The organism is Rahnella sp. RFA10(1/100), from assembly GCF_004195115.1.
GTDB lineage: Bacteria > Pseudomonadota > Gammaproteobacteria > Enterobacterales > Enterobacteriaceae > Rahnella > Rahnella perminowiae.
In genome coordinates this window covers 217,420-235,485 of record NZ_SEWR01000004.1, presented here as the reverse complement: position 1 = coordinate 235,485, position 18,066 = coordinate 217,420, and the positions used below count along the sequence as shown (strand labels likewise).

The 18,066-nt window shown below is 49.4% G+C and carries 12 protein-coding genes; all 12 read left to right on the top strand.

The genetic code is table 11. The features are described 5' to 3' along the window. The first annotated feature begins 8 nt into the window (after positions 1 to 8). Positions 9 to 500 (top strand): type VI secretion system effector Hcp, encoded by a 492-nt coding sequence (gene hcp, locus ETV65_RS14500; protein ID WP_129953524.1) that lies wholly within the window; start codon positions 9 to 11, stop codon positions 498 to 500. 161 nt (positions 501 to 661) lie between these two features. Then, positions 662 to 3,337: a type VI secretion system ATPase TssH gene (gene tssH, locus ETV65_RS14495; protein ID WP_129953523.1), complete on the top strand. Its 2,676-nt coding sequence runs from the start codon at positions 662 to 664 to the stop codon at positions 3,335 to 3,337. A 23-nt stretch (positions 3,338 to 3,360) separates the two neighbouring features. Continuing rightward, the gene (locus tag ETV65_RS14490; RefSeq protein WP_129953522.1) at positions 3,361 to 3,906 is read left to right on the top strand and encodes a type IV secretion protein Rhs; all 546 of its coding nucleotides are present in this window, start codon (positions 3,361 to 3,363) and stop codon (positions 3,904 to 3,906) included. Then, positions 3,903 to 4,244 carry a putative T6SS immunity periplasmic lipoprotein gene (locus ETV65_RS14485; protein ID WP_129953521.1) on the top strand — a complete coding sequence of 114 codons (342 nt, stop codon included), beginning with the start codon at positions 3,903 to 3,905 and terminating at the stop codon, positions 4,242 to 4,244. The genes ETV65_RS14490 and ETV65_RS14485 overlap by 4 nt, the downstream gene beginning before the upstream one ends. Positions 4,245 to 4,325: 81 nt before the next feature. Beyond that, positions 4,326 to 6,851 (top strand): type VI secretion system tip protein VgrG, encoded by a 2,526-nt coding sequence (vgrG, locus tag ETV65_RS14480; protein WP_129953520.1) that lies wholly within the window; start codon positions 4,326 to 4,328, stop codon positions 6,849 to 6,851. Between the two features lie 12 nt (positions 6,852 to 6,863). Next, complete coding sequence (locus ETV65_RS14475; protein WP_129953519.1) at positions 6,864 to 9,005, top strand: hypothetical protein; 2,142 nt, start codon at positions 6,864 to 6,866, stop codon at positions 9,003 to 9,005. A gap of 17 nt (positions 9,006 to 9,022) precedes the next feature. Further along, entirely contained in the window at positions 9,023 to 10,003 is a 981-nt protein-coding gene (locus tag ETV65_RS14470) for an SUMF1/EgtB/PvdO family nonheme iron enzyme (protein WP_165383743.1), read from the top strand. Between the two features lie 25 nt (positions 10,004 to 10,028). After that, the gene (locus ETV65_RS14465) at positions 10,029 to 11,009 is read left to right on the top strand and encodes an SUMF1/EgtB/PvdO family nonheme iron enzyme (RefSeq protein ID WP_165383742.1); all 981 of its coding nucleotides are present in this window, start codon (positions 10,029 to 10,031) and stop codon (positions 11,007 to 11,009) included. A 611-nt stretch (positions 11,010 to 11,620) separates the two neighbouring features. Continuing rightward, entirely contained in the window at positions 11,621 to 11,887 is a 267-nt protein-coding gene (locus ETV65_RS14460; RefSeq protein WP_129953516.1) for a PAAR domain-containing protein, read from the top strand. Between the two features lie 3 nt (positions 11,888 to 11,890). Further along, on the top strand, positions 11,891 to 13,054 hold the full coding sequence (locus ETV65_RS14455; RefSeq protein ID WP_129953515.1) for a type VI secretion protein: 1,164 nt from the start codon (positions 11,891 to 11,893) through the stop codon (positions 13,052 to 13,054). Continuing rightward, positions 13,038 to 16,454: an ImcF-related family protein gene (locus tag ETV65_RS14450; RefSeq protein WP_129953514.1), complete on the top strand. Its 3,417-nt coding sequence runs from the start codon at positions 13,038 to 13,040 to the stop codon at positions 16,452 to 16,454. The genes ETV65_RS14455 and ETV65_RS14450 overlap by 17 nt, the downstream gene beginning before the upstream one ends. Next, positions 16,454 to 18,055: a type VI secretion system protein TssA gene (gene tssA, locus ETV65_RS14445; RefSeq protein WP_129953513.1), complete on the top strand. Its 1,602-nt coding sequence runs from the start codon at positions 16,454 to 16,456 to the stop codon at positions 18,053 to 18,055. Before ETV65_RS14450 ends, tssA begins: the two co-directional genes overlap by 1 nt. Positions 18,056 to 18,066: the final 11 nt, after the last annotated feature.

Here is an 18,066-nt window from a genome sequence, read left to right as displayed (position 1 = left end):
AACTACCCATGGCAATTCCTGTTTATCTGTGGCTGAAAGATGATGGCGGTGCGGACATTAAAGGTTCCGTAGACGTAAGAGATCGCGAAGGCAGCATCGAAGTCGTTGCACAGGATCACAACCTGTATATCCCGACCGATAACAACACCGGCAAACTGACAGGTACCCGTATTCACACCCCGTTCCTGTTTACCAAAGAAATCGATTCCTCCAGCCCCTACCTGTACAAAGCCGTGACCACCGGTCAGACCCTGAAATCTGCTGAGTTCAAGTGGTATCGCATCAACGACGCAGGGCAGGAAGTTGAGTATTTCAACACCAAACTGGAAAACGTCAAGCTGGTGAAAGTCGCGCCAAAAATGCACGACATAAAAGATCCGGCTAAAGAGAAACACAACCACCTCGAAGCTATTGAGCTGCGTTACGAAAAAATCACCTGGACCTACAAAGACGGCAACATCATTCATTCCGATTCGTGGAACGAACGTACTACCGCGTAAGACCTTACAGCAGACGGTTCACCGTCTGCTGTTTTTGTTTGCTGAACCGCTGCCTGAGGATGAAGCAAACAAAAACAGAAACGGACATCGACCTTATTGGCCTGGGTTTCCTGCAACGGAAATGGCTAAGGGCGGTAGCGTACCCAAAAAAGGAACTCAGCATGGAACATCAGTCAGCCGTATTACTTCGCCGCTTAAACCCATATTGTGCCAAAGCGCTGGAGGGCGCCGCAACGCTCTGCCAGACCCGAGCCCACAGTGAAATCACTGTCGAGCACTGGCTGCTCAAATTGCTGGAACTGGGCGAAGGTGACATTACCGTACTGGCCCGCCGCTACGAGTGGGATATGGACGCCTTGTGGCAAAGCCTGCTGGCACATCTCGATGCGCTGCCACGCTCTGTACATTCCCGCCCGCAACTTTCTCCGGATCTGCAAATGCTGATGAAAGCGGGCTGGCTGGCTGCATCACTACAAGATGACAATGAGAACATCCGCAGTGTACATCTGCTGGAGGCACTGATGGCGCAGCCGCGCCTGCTGCGTTGTGAAGGATTATGGCCGCTGTTCAGCCTGAGCGAAGAACATATCCGTCGCCTGAAACCGGTGCTGGATACTTTGTCCGAAGAGCGCCCGGCGCTACAGCAGCAGGAAAGCCTGAACCGTACGCCGTCATCGCTCTCCGATCATGCTGCTATTTCGCAACATGATGCGGGTATGCGTGGTCAGTCATTAAGCGAAGCGCTGCAGGCCGCACTGGATAAATTTACGCTGGATGTCACCGCAAAAGCCAAAGCCGGTCAGATTGACCCGGTATTTGGTCGCGACAATGAAATTCGTCAGATGGTGGATATTCTGTCCCGCCGCCGTAAAAACAATCCGATTCTGGTCGGCGAACCGGGCGTAGGGAAAACCGCACTGGTCGAAGGCCTGGCCCTACGCATTGCGGAAGGCAAAGTGCCGGAGAGCCTCAAAACCGTCTGTCTGCGTACGCTGGATTTGGGTCTGTTGCAGGCGGGAGCCGGTGTGAAAGGCGAGTTTGAGCAGCGCCTGAAAAACGTCATCAATGCCGTGCAACAGTCGCCGTCGCCGGTACTGTTGTTTATCGATGAAGCGCACACCATTATCGGAGCAGGTAATCAGGCCGGTGGTGCGGATGCCGCTAATCTGCTTAAACCTGCCCTCGCCCGCGGCGAACTGCGTACCATTGCCGCTACCACATGGTCTGAATATAAGCAGTATTTTGAGCGTGATGCGGCTCTTGAGCGCCGCTTCCAGATAGTCAAAGTCGATGAACCGGATGACGAGATGGCATGCCTGATGCTGCGCGGTCTGAAATCCCGTTACGCCCAACATCATGGTGTCCATATTACTGACGACGCGGTGAAAGCCGCCGTCAGTCTATCCCGCCGCTACATCACCGGCCGCCAGTTACCCGACAAAGCCGTCGATCTGCTCGACACCGCCTCCGCCCGGGTGCGCATGAGCCTGGATACCCTGCCGGAAGACCTGACCCGCCTGAAGGCACAGATCACCGCGCTGGAAATGGAAGAACAGGCATTGCTGGAAGACATCGTACTGGGCAGTAAAACCCACGGTGAACGTCTGGAACAAATTGAACAACAGACCGACAGCTTAGACGAACAACTTAATATACTGACCGCTCAGTACCACGCGGAAAAGGACCTCACACAGCAACTGCTGGAGACCCGTCAGGACATCAGCCGTCAGGAAGAAATTGCCAGCCTGCAAAAGCAACTCACTGATTTACAGTGCAACATCCCGCTGCTATCGCCGGATGTTGATGTGCGTACCGTTGCGACAGTGATTGCAGACTGGACCGGCGTACCGCTGACCAGCCTGCTGAAAGACGAACAAACCGATTTGCTGCAGCTGGAAAAAAATCTCAATAAGCGCGTCGTAGGCCAGGATCATGCGCTGGCCGGCATGGCACAACGTCTGCGTGCCGCCAAAACCGGCCTGACGTCTGAGGACGGCCCGCTGGGCGTATTCCTGCTGGTCGGCCCGAGCGGCGTAGGTAAAACAGAAACAGCTCTCTCGCTTGCCGACTGCCTGTTCGGCGGCGAAAAATCGCTGATCACCATCAACCTCAGTGAATATCAGGAAGCACATACCGTTTCCCAGCTAAAAGGCTCACCTCCGGGCTACGTCGGTTACGGGCAGGGTGGCATTTTAACGGAAGCCGTACGCAAACGTCCTTACAGCGTCGTCCTGCTCGATGAAGTGGAAAAAGCGCACCGTGACGTCATCAATCTGTTCTATCAGGTGTTCGACCGCGGTTTTATGCGCGACGGTGAAGGACGCGAAATCGACTTCCGTAACACCGTGATCCTGATGACCGCCAACCTCGGCAGCGACCACCTGATGCAACTCCTGGATGAACAGCCGGAAGCGACCGACAGCGATTTGCAGGAATTGCTGCGCCCGATCCTGCGCGATCATTTCCAGCCCGCGCTGCTCGCCCGCTTCCAGACGCTGATTTATAAACCGCTGAACGCTGCGGCCATGCGCACTATCGTCGAGATGAAACTGGCGCAAGTCGCCAGACGTCTGAGCAAATATTACGGCCTGCGCTGCACCATCGAAGAAAGCCTGTACGACACGCTGGTCGGTGCCTGCCTGCTGCCTGATACCGGTGCGCGCAACATCGACAGCCTGCTTAATCAGCAGGTCCTGCCGGTGCTCAGCCAGCAATTACTGCAACGCATAGCCGGGCAACAGCGCACCACCGCGCTGGCACTGGGCTGGGATGAGGAAGACGGGATTACGCTGGAATTTGACGACCAGGAAACGCTTTCACTCCAATACGTATTATGATTTTCACTTTAAAGGAAACGTATATGTCAGGCGGAGAAGGACAGCTCAGGAGAATGGCTCCGGGGGAAGTCAGATTAGCGCAAACGCTTTACGGCGAACAGATCAACTACTCAACAGTCTGGATCCATTGCGGCAGCTACCTTCCGTTCGGTTTACAGGCGAAGAATGTCGCCATGACGCCAAACGGAGAGGTTTATTTGCGGGAAGGCTATTATTACGCTGACTTTTCATCAGACAGAATAAGCATAGACAGCAGGCATGTTTTTTTACATGAACTCTGCCACGTCTGGCAGTATCAGCATGGCATGCTGGTTAAACTTCGCGGACTATTCAGTTGGGCTGCAAATTATCATTATGATTTAACTAAAAACCGTCTGTCTGACTATTCCATGGAACAACAAGCCTCTATTGTCTCAGATTATTATGTGTTGCGGGATATGGGATATAGCACCTGGCAAGGACTGTGGGGCAATAACTTTATTAATAAAGACAGTTATTATGCTGATGTCGATCTTATACGCATGTATGAGAGCATTCTGGGTTCATTTCAGTCACCGGAGGCACTATGAAGATAACAATATTAATGCTTGTTTTTCTGCTCACCGGATGCCTGGGTGACAGGATCCCTTGGGATATCGCTGAAGTAGAACAGTCTGACGGACAAGTGTGCGTATATTCCTCGGAGACAGGTGAAAACGCGGTCTTCGAACGGATGAAAATACAAAAAACAGGGGAATCGAATGAGTTTATTGTCAATTTCACTGAAAAAATATATGCCAGAAATAGCTGCTTACCTTTAATGGGCTATGCATTTATCGCTAATAATGAATATAACGTGAGCTTTTCAGTCATTGACACCCAAAACGGAAGTAGAGAAGTGTTTGCGGCTACGTTTATAGCTAAATAGTTCCTGCCAATTTACTCATTCAAAGGACACATATTACCGGAGCATGATTTGCTGACTCAGGGTAATGCAGAAGGATGCAAAATGAATATTATCGATACATTAACCGATACAGCTAATTCGCTCTCCGGAAGCCTGAATCGTTACCGACTCGATGTTCAGAGCTGTGATGTGTATCTCGACGTGGAGTCTTTTACGGGACAGGAAGAAATAAGTTACGGGTATCGTTACAAAATCGATTTCACCTGCGCCAATAAAGATATTGATGCGAAAACGATGTTAAGGCGTAGCACAACGCTGACGATGCAAACCGCAGGGGCTTTGGTTCCAGGTATGACGATGCCGCACGTGCAAAAAGTCGTACATGGCGTGGTGACTCATTTCACCCGTCTGACAGGCTCAGCGGATGAAGCCCATTACCAGATTACCGTTGAACCCTTCTTCGCACTTTTAGGTAATCAGAAGCGCTCACATCGATTCTTTCTCCAAAAATCCATCCCTGAGGTTGTTGAACAGATTCTGCGCGAACACAACTTCAAAGGATGGGAGTTTCAGTTCAATTTAAAGCTGAGCTATCCGAAGCGTGAACAAATTAACCAATTTGATGAAAGTGATCGGGCGTTTATCGAGCGTTTATTGGCCGAAGTAGGGATTTTCTATACCTTCACGCTTCAGGAAGACACACAAACCGAGATAGTGGTATTTGGCGATAAACAAAGTTGCTACCAGTTTGGTAAGACATTGCCATTGGGTAATCCGGCCGGGATGAATGATAACGGCGTCGAAGCGGTATGGGGTCTGGCACTGCGCCATCAGGTTGTCGAGGCGTCGGTACTGGCTAAAGATTATAACCATCGGGAAGCCCAGCTTTCACTGGTTTCCGCACGGGCAGATATGAGCCGGGGTGACGGTGATGGCATCACTTATGGGGATGTCTACCAGTACCAGCCCCGCCATTTAGTTCGCGGTGACGCAATGACACCCGCACCGGAAAGCGGCAACTTTTGGGCACGTCTTGAGCATGAGCGTTTTTTAGCAGCACAAACCCAACTGAGTGGAAGTAGCACGGATGCGACGTTGGTCCTGCTACAAGTGCTCACTGTCCAGGAAAGCACTCTGCCACCTACCCTTCCGGCAGTCTGGCAATCGCCCGTCGTCATCACTGGTTTACGTTTTGCCGGAAGCAGGGCGACTTCATTATCGGTGAACTTTACCGCTGCCCCCTACAGCGAAACCCTGTGCTGGCGCCCTGCTCTTAAACCGCGTCCTAAAGTCAGCGGTACGATGATGGCACGCATCACAAGCGCAAAAGCCAACGACATCTATGCCTGGCAGGATGCTGCGGGGTTATATCGCGTCAAATTCGATGCTGATCAGGATGAAAAGGCGCAGGGTCAGGAAAGCATGCCCGTCCGCCTCGCCAAACCTTATGGCGGCGATGTCTATGGTATTCACTTCCCGCTGATCCAGGGCACTGAAGTGGCGATCGCGTTCCACGACGGTGACCCTGATCGCCCGTATATCGCGCACGCGCTTCATGATTCACGTCATACCGATCACGTCACCGAGAAAAACAACACCCGCAACGTCATCCGCACGCCTGCAAATAACAAACTGCGCATGGAAGATAAGCGCGGCGAAGAACACATCAAACTCAGCACCGAATATGGGGGTAAAACCCAGCTGAACCTTGGGCATAATGTGGATGCTAAACGCGGACAGCGCGGTGAAGGGTTTGAGCTGAGAACGGATAAATGGGGAGCGATACGCGGCGGGAAAGGTTTATTTATCACGGCGGATCAGGCCGGTGTCAGTACTCAGATGCTGGACATGGACGCTGCCATTGCTCAACTTGAAAATGCCCTTTCGCTGGCGAAAAGTATGTCAACTGCAGCTGAGATTGCTACTGCTACCCCCTCAGACACCGATTCACAAGAGATGCTGACCAGGTCGCTCAGCAACCTGGTTCAGCCCGGTATTTTACTCAATGCTCCGCAAGGCATCAGCGTAAGTAGCCCGAAAGCGGTGCGACTGGCATCGGGAGATGCCAGCGTGGGCATCATTTCGCAGCAAAATACCGATATCAGCGCGATGAAGAACTTCACTGTCTCTGCGGGTGAAAATGTCAGCCTGTTTGCCGCTAAACAGGGCATGAAAATGTTTGCGGCTAAAGGGAAAGTGGAAATACAGGCGCAGGACGACAACCTTGAAGCACTGGCGAAAAAAGATGTTCAGCTGACCAGTGCGGAAGGGAAAGTTACCGTTACAGCCTCTTCCGAACTCGTACTGACCTGCGCCGGTGCGTATATCAAAATCAGCGGCGGTAATATTGAACTGGGTGCTCCAGGGAATATCCTGCTCAAAGCTGCAAATGTACAAAAATTAGGGGCCGCAAGTTTACACTCACAACCAGTTGAGTTTCCCAAAGGTTTCAATGAGTTTTTTGTTATTAGAGATCAAAACACCGGTAAACCCCGTCCGAACTATCTGTATAAATTAATCACCGCCGAAGGCGAAGAGATACACGGCAGAACGGATGCTGAAGGGAAGACAACAGCGGTATACGGCGCAACACCTGGCAGTATCAGGCTCTACACGGAAGATGAATAACAGGGAGTTAACATGACGGATTCAAGCAAACCCATTGCCGAAGCTCAGACCAAAGCACTGGGAACGGGCACAGACGCGCATATCAAGTCCAAAGATAAAGGTGTCGTCTATTTCGAGCTTTCAACCGGATACTATTATGTCGTGGACGGTGAAACAGCCACTTCCATTGAAGATGAAAACAACCGCCTGCAAGGACTCGTTGAGAAACAAATCAGTGCAGCAAAAGCCTTTGCCGATATTCAGGGACAATGCCTGGCTTCGCCAAAAGACCCGGCGCTTAGTTCGAAATACAGTCAGCTTGAACAGACTCTGTTTGATGCCAATAAAAATCTGAAACGTGGCCTGAACTTCCTCGAACCCATGCAGGCTGCTGACGATACTGAAGATAAACCTCACTCACTAAGTGAAATTGGCAATAACACTGAAAAATTAATCGAGGTGCTGCCAATACGCAAATCTGGTGGTAAAGGAAAAGTTATTTATGTTCGCCCGAGCCTGAACAGTAAAAGATGGGAACCTTACATTCCGGAACAGGCAGAAAGCGGAAAAGGCAGCTTTATCAAAGATGGGAAAATTGATAAGGAAGAACTGCATAATCAGCTTAAAGACGTCAGCGTTAAAATTAAAAAAGACTGGGATATCGTCGATCCTGCCGACCACACAGGTTCATTATTCGCCTGGTCGGATAAATGGAACAAAGCGGCTAAATTTCAACTGCATGATGAGAAAGATCAGTCAGGATCAGATCATTTCGATGCTTCCGCCGGTGCTCAGCTTTTACGGTATACCGCCGGTGTCGGCGCTAATCTGGAATTCGACCCTGTCAATATGGAGGCACAGGCCAAAGTAAGTGGCAGTGCCGAATTCGCCATCTGGGAAGCGAAAGCAAATTTTAAAGTGATGTTCCCCCACCGTTTAGGCTGGTTACCTTCAGTGCCGAAGCGTGGCGGAGGTGATTGTCTACTGGGATATTTTCGACTGGATCTGGAAGTGGTAGCTACCAGCAGTGTGGGGGCGTCCTTAACTGCGGAACTAGGCATCACAATAAATAAAAAACCTGATGGAGACAAAACGGCTGGTATAAGAGGCAGCGGTTCAGACTACCAACCCACTCTGCCACCTGGCGAAAGAAAAATCAGTTTAACCAAAGTTAATGAAAACTCAGAAGTCAGAGGCGGTATTCGTGCTTTTGCCGGCATCGAAGCAAAAGGCGAGGTTTCAGGTGCTGTTATGTGGAAAGAGCCTGAAAAGATGTCCTCGACAAAAGAAGAGGATTATAAAGCGATTGCTAAGATCAGTGAAAGCGTATCGTACCTTAATGGTGCAGGTTTTGAAGCGACGTTCGAAATTAAGTTATCAGATGGAAAACTTTATATCGCCTGCCATGCTGGATTATGTTGGGGTGTAGGTGCAAGCGGTGGCATTGATTTTGAAGTAGATGGCGAAATGCTTTTTGATTTTTTAAAATATGTTTATTATTTATTACGAGATGCTGATTATCAGAAATTGGCAGTCGTAATTAAAAAAGATGCATTTGACTATTTAGCTAAAATAAATTTATTAACCCTGATCAATAATAGCGAAAATGTTAAAAAACTATATAAATCCGCTTCAGACATTGATGCTGCCATTAATAATTATTTAGAGACAAAAGACGAAAGGATTGCTTTTATTGAAAAAATATCGCCTGACAAAAATCTATGCAAATATTCAACTCCTGAAGTAAAAGGCAATATGCTTGCAATGTTAACGGAAGAAGACTTTGTAGATGCCCTACAAGATATGTGGAATGAAAACAATGCTAAGTTTAAACAGGGAGTCATCAATATATTTCGCTGGGTTCAATCAAAATCAGAATACGAAAATGTCATTCAGCATTGTTCACTGGTACTAGGTGAAAAAAAATACCCAGACTGGAAAAAAAAGCAAACTCGCCTGGCAAGTCGTATGTATTTTGGCGATAGATCAAAAGTAGAGTTTGGTACTATAACCTTGATAAGCGATGGTTTCGGAGAATCGTTTGAATCAATCTATCAGAGACTTAGCACCACGCCAATGGCAGGTTATGAAATAATGGCAAATGATACATACGATTATAAATTGGCAGTAAATATGATTTGTAGACTTTACTATAAAAATGAAGCTTTAACATAGAAATGGAGATTTTAGAAATGCGAAACTTTAAACCACCAATACTTGCAGCCTTAATTTTGAGCTTAATAGGATGTGATAGGAGTGATGAATTTATTACGAAAACATTACAAAACATGGTATTTGTCCAGGGCGGAACCTTTGAAATGGGAGATGTATGCCTTAAAAAATACGGGCAAAGATGTGTTATTCATAACGATAATGCCAGCTTACCAGTTCATGACGTGACGCTAGATGGATTTTATATGGCAAAGTATAAAGTCACGTATAGGGATTATGATTTTTATACAAGTGCCAACAAGATACCAAAACTGAAAATCTCAGAAGGTTTTCTTAAGCGTTATCCTAATTTGAGAAATGCGGACTATCCAGCGACTGCAAATTGGCAGCTAAGTAGTGATTATTGCCAATGGCTAGCCAATAAAACAAACCTTCCGTTTAGCCTTCCTACAGAAGCACAATGGGAGTATGCGGCACGCAATCGCGGACAAGATATAATATATGGAACCGTAGACGGACACCTTATTCAAGGTAAAACAGTTCCTGGCTATGAACAGAGAAAACAATATGCTGGTTTTGCAGCTGGTTTGTACCCAGTAGGACAATTTTCAGCGACTCCATTAGGGCTATATGATATGGCAGGCAATGGGCAAGAGTGGATGCTGGATTGGTATAGCAAGACTTACTATCAAAATAGCTCTGCACAAAATCCCGTTGGTCCTGTTAGTGGCAATGAAAAATCACTGAGGGGCTTTCCTGCAGGTGATAGTGTTGATGATGACGCAACACCAACCGCGACAACGATGTTTAGAACTGGCAAAGATCCATTATTAAAAGATTTACCACCCGACTTATGGGATAAATTTAATGGCGATATTGAAAAGGCAACTGAGGCAGACACCGAAACTGATCCTTATAAGATTGCTGAACGCGGATTCGTTCCGAAAATCACTTTCCGTTGCGTAATTAATGTCCAATCCTTACCAGAAAAATATCGCTAACAATTAATGCGAAGGAATGCGCCTTATGCCCTACAGAAAAATAATCATCATCCCCCTGATTTTATTTCATATTGCTGGTTGTGAACAGAAAAAACAATTCCTTAAAGAGACCATGAAAAATATGGTTTATGTCAAAGGCGGCACTTTCGAAATGGGTGATTTTTGCGTCAAAGAATATGGAACACACTGTGCTCTTTCCAATAATAATGCAAGTCTGCCAGTCCACTCGGTAACACTTGATAGTTTTTACATGGCTAAGTATAAGGTCACTTACAGTGAATATGATCATTTTACAAATGACCAATCACTCCCTAAGCTAAAGATTGATCAAACATGGTTAAAAAAATACCCTTCGTTACGAGGTGATGATTACCCAGCTACCGCTAACTGGCAGTTGAGTATGGACTATTGTCAGTGGTTAGCAAAAAAAACTAGCCTACCATTTAACTTACCAACAGAAGCTCAATGGGAATACGCTGCTCGGAATCGCGGTCAAGATACTCAGTATGGCACTAACGATGGGCATTTTAGAGTTGGTATTAATGTTCCCTCATATGAACAAGAAAAAGGATACTCAGGTTATTATGCCGGCTTATACCCAGTAGGGAAATTTCCAGCGTCGCCCTTAGGAATATTTGATATGGCAGGAAATGGACAAGAATGGATGTTTGACTGGTTCAGCGATACATTTTATCAAAATAGTCCCGCGCATAATCCTACTGGCCCACAATTAGGTATTGAAAAAGTATTGAGGGGAATGCCGCTAGGAGATAGCCGTAAAGATGATGCAACACCGACGGCAACAACTATGTTCAGAACGGGAAAAGAACCGTTGTTAAGAATTTTTCCAGTAGATGTCCTTATAAAATATAATGGGGATATTCGTAAAGCGTCTGAATCGGAACCAAAAATAGATCCTTACAAAGTAGCCGAGCAAGGATTTTTCCCTAACATTACCTTCCGCTGCGTAATTAACGCCCAATCCTTACCAGAAAAGTATCGCTAACAATTAATGCGAAGGAATGCGCCTTATGTCCTACAGAAAATAATAATAATCCCTCTGAGTTTATTTCTTATTGCTGGTTGTGAACAGAAAGAACAATTCCTTAAAGAAACCATAAAAAATATGGTTTATGTCATAGGCGGCACTTTCGAAATGGGTGATTTCTGCTTAGAAAAGTATGGTGAACGCTGTGCTATATCTAAAAACAATGCAAGCCTCCCAACACATTCCGTTACTTTAGATAGTTATTACATGGGTAGGTATAACATTACTTATTCAGTACTTATTTTAAGCAGTTGCACCAGAGCAACGGATAAAACACTGTCTCCACCCTCTGATAGTCAATGGGTAGAAAAGGAAATCAAAAACCCTTTCCACTTGAGGTCTGATATATTTCTCATAAATGTATGAATGAGAGGTAGGATTTATGGATACCATATTGATTAACACCGCCATGGATATTTTACGAAAAAACAAACTCCAATAACATTAAACAGAATTACGTAATTTCTCCCGACAAAAAAAATTAAGACAAAATTTAAAATTCGCATATTTAAATTACCTTTAACGTTATTTCATCAATATTACTTAAACCTCAAATAAAAGGAATTCTCATGCCAAAAGGTTTCGTATTACTCGGCGATAAAACCACACACGGTGGCTCTGTTATTTCAGCCTCTTCAACCATGATTGTAAACGGAAAACCTGTCGCCTTAATAGGTGACAAAGTCAGTTGCCCTGTTCCCTTTCACGGTGTTAACCCTATTGTAGAAGGTTCACCCGAATGGTCCTCAGACGGTAAAGCCATTGTGGTGGATGGCTGTAAATGCCTTTGCGGTTGTCAGGTCATCTCCAGTGCTCCGGATTGCGCAATAGGATAAGTCATGGGCTGGGAACGTCAAAAACCCTTTACGACTGAACAACCCTCACCTCCTTCTTCCGGCGGCTGGTTAATCAGTGGTGTGCTGGCGGTGATTGCCAGTGTGTTGCTATTCGTTTTACATGCTTCCGGATCACTAAGCGTGCTGAAACCGATCAATATCTGGTTATTCGCGCTGATTCCCGTCGTGCTCTGGATACTGACTTTCAGTACCTGTGGTTATCTTTATGGCCGCGAAATGGAGCGTTTCCAGTTCTTCCAGCGTGAGGCTGAACACGCTCAGCAACAATGGACCGCGTGGGCAGAACGTTATATCGCAATATCCGCAAGTTGCGTGATGCTACCGGACAGTATTTCAGCAGCACTGTTACAACAAAATCTGAGAGGTTTACCGCAGCAACAGGGGTTGGTTCGCCACATTGATTATTTGAAAGATAACAAGTCGGTAATTAATACGTTGCTGGAAGGTATTCAGAGTGCCCTGCAGATACTCCCCCCTGAGTTAGCACTTCAGGTCACGGTATTAACCGATGAACCCGAATCAGGCAGGCAGAAATTATTCGCCCTGTTTGATGAGTGCTGGCAGACCCGTGCGCCTGAAAACCTTCGTCCTGCATCGCTGAACATCACCGATCAGCTTTCATTCCGGTCACTTGATGAAAGACTCGGGCAACCGGAATCTACGGTGCAGTTGATTTTGGTGAAGCAGATGCACGGGGATACACGTTATTCCGACGGTCTGGCCGCATTGTTGTTCACCAGTGATGATGTCGCGCAAAAATATGCTCTGCCACACATCGTCCGTGTACTGCGTCCTATGCCGCTGCATGTGGATAATCTCAACGAAGAGCTGACATTGCTTCTTACAACACAAACGCAGGCTTGCCAGACTACTAGCGTCCTGGGTGATCACCAAAAATGGACCGCGTCCTCCGCCGCAGTTATCACCATCGGAAATGCAGTTGGCACCCGATGGCAGGCAGAAAATATTCTGACAGTCGAAACATATTGCGGCATTCAGGGACCTTACTCTCCCTGGTTTACCCTCGCGCTGGGGGCTGATTTTGTTCATATCGGACAACAATCTTGGTTAGCGTTATCCACAACAGGAGCAGAAAATTTTGTTTACACCATCGCAACAGGGAGTGGGGATGAGCGTATTAAGTAGGCTATGGCGTTTTGGGGGCCTGACGGTTCTGCTGCTGGCTGTATTCAGCCTCATTGGATGGGCTGTCTGGCATCACGGGGAACGACTCGGTCTCGATACTACCGGCAAAAAAGCCGCAGCCTTCCTGATGATCTGCTTGCTAGGAGCAGTGCTGCGTTTTGGCCCTGCGCTGCTGCGACTGGTGCAACAACTCATGCACCGCGAAGAAGAAAAAAAGCAGAACGTCCTGCCGGGAAGTGAAGAACGTCTGCTGCAAACACCGCCGCGCCACGTCACGGTAACCGAAATCCGCGAAGCCCTGCGCCAGACTTACGGCCGCTTCTGGTCACACAAAGTCCGTATTTTGCTGCTTACCGGCAGCGCTGCCGATGTTGAGCGTCTGACTCCCGGCCTGACATCGCAATACTGGCAGGAAGACAGCGGCACCGTGTTGTTGTGGGGTGGCGATCTGGCCGCGCAGGCCGACAGCGCATGGCTTGTTGCACTGCGCCATTTGCGCCGCCGCCCGCTGGATGGCCTGGTTTGGGTGACATCTGCACTGGCGCAGCATACGGAGAATGGTCAGTTGCAGACGCAAACACCTCTCTCTGCCGACATGATGGATAGCGCCGCGAAAGCGTTTTCAGTTCGCTTTGATCTGCTGGGATGGCGACTGCCGTTGTACGTGTGGTCACTGCATTCAGCGGGAAATCAAAATAAAGCCCGTATCACGCAACCTGTGGGCTGCCTGCTGCCTGCCGCCTGCAAACCGGATGAACTGAGAAAACAACTTACCGCGCTGGTGCCGACGTTGATCGAACAAGGCATGCAGCAAATCGGCGTCAGCAGGCAGAATCTGTTTTTGTTGCAGCTTGCTGATCAACTCGCACATAAACCGGACTTTATTGCTGAACCTGTGGCCGCGTTGCTCAACCCTTACCGCCCTTCTCCCCTTGCAGGCATCATGTTCAGCCCGGCATCTGTCAATGCACAGCGCACGGTAAAACATCACTGGGGCAAGGATAACCGTTGGGATGTTTTGCTCGGCTCACTGTCGTCATTACCCGCAGGGCTGGCGGTCAAAAAGCTCGGGTTCGCGTGGGGTAAAACGTGCGGCATGATTGCAGCAGGTATGATGGTGTTATGGGGCGCGGGAATGGTGATGTCCTTTATCGTTAACCGCCAGACGATTAATACCAGCGAAGCGCAGGTGAAACAGGCTGCGGATGTGAAGCAGGCGCTACCACCGCGACTCAAAGCCCAGCGCGAACTGCAAAACACGCTCGACAGGCTTCAATACCGCCAGCAGCATGCACCCTGGTTTAGCCGGTTCGGACTGAATCAGAATGATCCTCTGCTGGCTGCACTTTGGCCACAGTATGCCGCCAGTGCGATACCTCTGTTACGTGACGCCGCCGCTCAGTACCTTGAAGACAAGCTCACCACATTCACCGGTCTTCCACCGGATGATCTGCGCCGGGATGCATTGGTGAAGCCCGCTTACGACCAGTTAAAGCTCTACCTGATGCTGTCACGCCCTGAAAAAATGGATGCGGCATGGTTCAGCAAAACGCTATTAAGCGACTGGCCGCAACGCAAAGGAGCACCGGATGGTGTATGGCAGGGAGAAGGTCCTCTCCTTCTGGATTTTTATGGCCGTAACCTTTCCCGTCATCCGGAATGGCAACTTTCTGCAGATGAAAATCTTATCGGTCAGGTTCGCACCTTACTGGTTCGCATGATGGGTGCCCGTAACAGTGAATCCTCGCTTTATCAGAAAATGCTTCTACAGGTCGCTCACCAGTATGCAGATATGACGCTGGCTGATATGGCTGGCGATACGGATGCTGAAAAGATATTGACCACGGATGCCGTGGTGCCGGGCATGTTCACCCGTAAAGCCTGGGAGGAGTCCGTCAAACCGGCGATTGATAAAGTGGTCAATGGACGACGTGAAGAAATGGACTGGGTGCTGAGTGACAACAAAACCGCCGTGTTGCAGCAGGATTCACCTGAAGCACTTCAGGCACGCCTGAAAGAACGCTATTTCGCAGACTTCTCCGCAAGCTGGCTGGATTTCTTGAACAGTCTGCACTGGCAACAGGCACAAACACTGTCAGATGCTATCGATCAGTTGACCCTGATGGCGGACGTGCGTCAGTCGCCACTGGTGGCACTGATGAATACCCTTAACATACAAGGCAAAACCGGTCAAAGCGGCGAAGCTTTATCTGACTCGCTGGTGAAATCTGCAAAAAATCTCTTAAACCGTGATGAACAACCGGCCATAGATCAGCAGGCCGGTGCACAAGGTCCGCTGAATGCGACGTTTGGTCCGATACTGACATTGATGGACAAGAAAGCCAGTGGGCAAGGCAATGCCAGTCTCAGTCTGCAAACCTTCCTGACGCGGGTTACGCAGGTGCGTCTTAAACTTCAGCAAGTTGTGAATGCCGCCGATCCGCAGGCAATGACGCAAACACTGGCACAGACAGTATTTCAGGGCAAAGCGGTTGATCTGACAGAAACCCGCGATTACGGCAGTCTGGTGGCCGCGAGTCTGGGTCAGGAATGGAGCGGATTCGGACAGACAATATTTGTCCGGCCGATGGAGCAGGCATGGCAGCAAGTTCTGACCCCGGCGGCAGAAAGTCTGAACGCGCAATGGCAGACAGCCATCGTCAATGACTGGAACAGCGCATTCGGTGGTCGTTATCCGTTAAAAAATACCAGCAGCGAAGTGTCACTGCCGCTGATGGCCCGCTATCTCAACAGCGACAGCGGTCGCATCGCCCGCTTCCTGCAAACCCGTCTGAACGGCGTACTGCACAAAGAAGGCAGCCACTGGGTGCCGGACAGTATCAATGCACAAGGACTGACCTTCAGTCCTGTCTTCCTGAAAGCTCTGGATACCCTGAGCTACCTGTCTGACGTGGTTTTCACCAACGGCGAAGCGGGTGTGCATTTTGAACTGCGTCCGGGGACAGCCAAAGATGTCATGCAGACAGATCTGGTGATCGACAGTCAGAAACTCAGCTATTACAACCAGCTTCCGACGTGGAAACGCTTCACCTGGCCGAATGATACCGAAGCGCCCGGCGCAAGCCTGAGCTGGATAAGCACACAGGCAGGCACACGTCAGTTCGCCGATCTGCCGGGTGCCTGGGGGTTAATACGTCTGCTCGATAAAGCCGCCGTTGCGCCGTATCAGGGCGTGAGCAGCAGCTTTAACATCACCTGGAAAGCACCAGATGGCAGACGGCTGAATTACACCCTGCGCACGGAGGCGGGTGAAGGTCCGCTGGCGTTGCTGAGATTGCGAAACTTCACTCTCCCCGCGCAGATTTTCCAGGTTAAGGCGGCACGGGTTGCCTCTGTAGAAAAACCTTTTGATCCCGACGCTGTCGCTGAGGAGCCGTAATGTCCACATTAATTACCCTACAGAATGCATGTTCTGCTGAAACTTCGTCTCTGTTAGCACAGGCACAACAGCAAGCCTTGCTTTGGGATAACTGGCTCCATCCGGTAACCGCAGAAGCGCCAACTGGCGAAGACCCGGGTTATGACGATAGCTTCCAGCAGATGCGTGAAGAGGTAAACAAACTTTCCGGCGCGGATACTTCTCTGACCTGCGAACTGGCGGAAAATCTGCTCATCACGCACTGCAAGGACGTCCGCGTTGCCACCTATTACATCTGGGCGCGCTTGCATCGCGACGGTGAAGCCGGGCTGGCCGATGGCCTTTCCCTGCTGGCCGGGTTGATCTCACGCTTTGGTGAAACCCTGCATCCGTTGCGGCCAGCCAGCAGGAAAGCCTCGATGGAATGGCTGTCGGGTTCACGCATGCTCGACAGTCTCTCGCTGTTCCCGGAAGTGGATAAGGCTGATTTTTCCCGCATCGTGGGCGCACTGGCTTTAATTGAGCAAGGATTAAGTACGTGGGAGCAATCCTCCCGACCGCAGTTTGGGGCACTCTATGCCGCGCTGGAAAACCGCCTTGCACAGTCCGGCGGTTTTGACGCTGTCATTCCGCAAAACAGCAGAACTACAAGCATTCAGCATTCAGCTGCAACCGGAGAATCCCCGGTACTGAAGCCGGTCACCTCCGGGCGTGAACTCTTAGAACAGGCCAGATTGCTGGCGCAATACCTGCGTGATCAGCCATCCGGCTGGCTCTCAGGTCATCATCTGATTAAAAGCATCCGCCTGGATACAGTGCATGAACTGCCTCCCCTTGCCGCTGATGGCCGGACCCGTCTGGCGCCTCCGAAACCGGAACACCGCGCGTTGCTCAAGCGACTTTATCTGCAGCAAAGCTGGCTGGAGTTGCTGGAGCAGACAGACAGCCTGTTCGCTCAGGGCGTGAATCATCTCTGGCTGGATTTGCAATGGTATCTCCATCAGGCGCTGATCAAAGCGGGCGCACCCTATGAAGCCTGGGCTGACATCATTAAGCAGGATTTAAACGGAATGCTCACCCGCTTACCCGGTCTCGAAGGGCTGGCATTTGATGATGGCAGCCCGTTCGCCGATGAAGTCACACTGAATTGGATCAACCAACAGGTCATGACATCTCAGGAAAGCTGGGGTAACGAACCCTCTGCATCGGCGTCCACAGCAGGCAATGACGATATTCTGCAACTTGAACCGGAAGCGCTGGCACAGGCTGACAGTAGCGGCGTAGAAGCCGCCCTGAACTGGCTGCAAAACCGCCCCGGTGCCCGCACGCCCCGCCATCAATGGTTGGTACGTCTGCTGATGGCCCGCGTTGCCGAGCAATACGGCAAAAATGACATGGCGCTGCATCTGCTGGGGGAACTGGACAGCAATGGCTCCACGCTCACCCTCACGCAATGGGAACCTGAACTGCTGTTTGAAGTGAAAGCCAGACGCCTGAAACTGCTGCGCATGAAATCCGGGCGAGCAGACACCGACAAATCGCGGCTGCATGCTGAAATGGAGAATCTGCTGGTGGGGTTAATTGCTATTGATCCTGCACGTGCTGCGGTGTTGTGTGGCTAATAAATATAAGG

Coding starts and splice junctions, on each gene's coding strand:
- hcp (WP_129953524.1), top strand. CDS start 9: ATGGCAATTCCTGTTTATCTGTGGCTGAAAGATGATGGCGGTGCGGAC.
- tssH (WP_129953523.1), top strand. CDS start 662: ATGGAACATCAGTCAGCCGTATTACTTCGCCGCTTAAACCCATATTGT.
- ETV65_RS14490 (WP_129953522.1), top strand. CDS start 3,361: ATGTCAGGCGGAGAAGGACAGCTCAGGAGAATGGCTCCGGGGGAAGTC.
- ETV65_RS14485 (WP_129953521.1), top strand. CDS start 3,903: ATGAAGATAACAATATTAATGCTTGTTTTTCTGCTCACCGGATGCCTG.
- vgrG (WP_129953520.1), top strand. CDS start 4,326: ATGAATATTATCGATACATTAACCGATACAGCTAATTCGCTCTCCGGA.
- ETV65_RS14475 (WP_129953519.1), top strand. CDS start 6,864: ATGACGGATTCAAGCAAACCCATTGCCGAAGCTCAGACCAAAGCACTG.
- ETV65_RS14470 (WP_165383743.1), top strand. CDS start 9,023: ATGCGAAACTTTAAACCACCAATACTTGCAGCCTTAATTTTGAGCTTA.
- ETV65_RS14465 (WP_165383742.1), top strand. CDS start 10,029: ATGCCCTACAGAAAAATAATCATCATCCCCCTGATTTTATTTCATATT.
- ETV65_RS14460 (WP_129953516.1), top strand. CDS start 11,621: ATGCCAAAAGGTTTCGTATTACTCGGCGATAAAACCACACACGGTGGC.
- ETV65_RS14455 (WP_129953515.1), top strand. CDS start 11,891: ATGGGCTGGGAACGTCAAAAACCCTTTACGACTGAACAACCCTCACCT.
- ETV65_RS14450 (WP_129953514.1), top strand. CDS start 13,038: ATGAGCGTATTAAGTAGGCTATGGCGTTTTGGGGGCCTGACGGTTCTG.
- tssA (WP_129953513.1), top strand. CDS start 16,454: ATGTCCACATTAATTACCCTACAGAATGCATGTTCTGCTGAAACTTCG.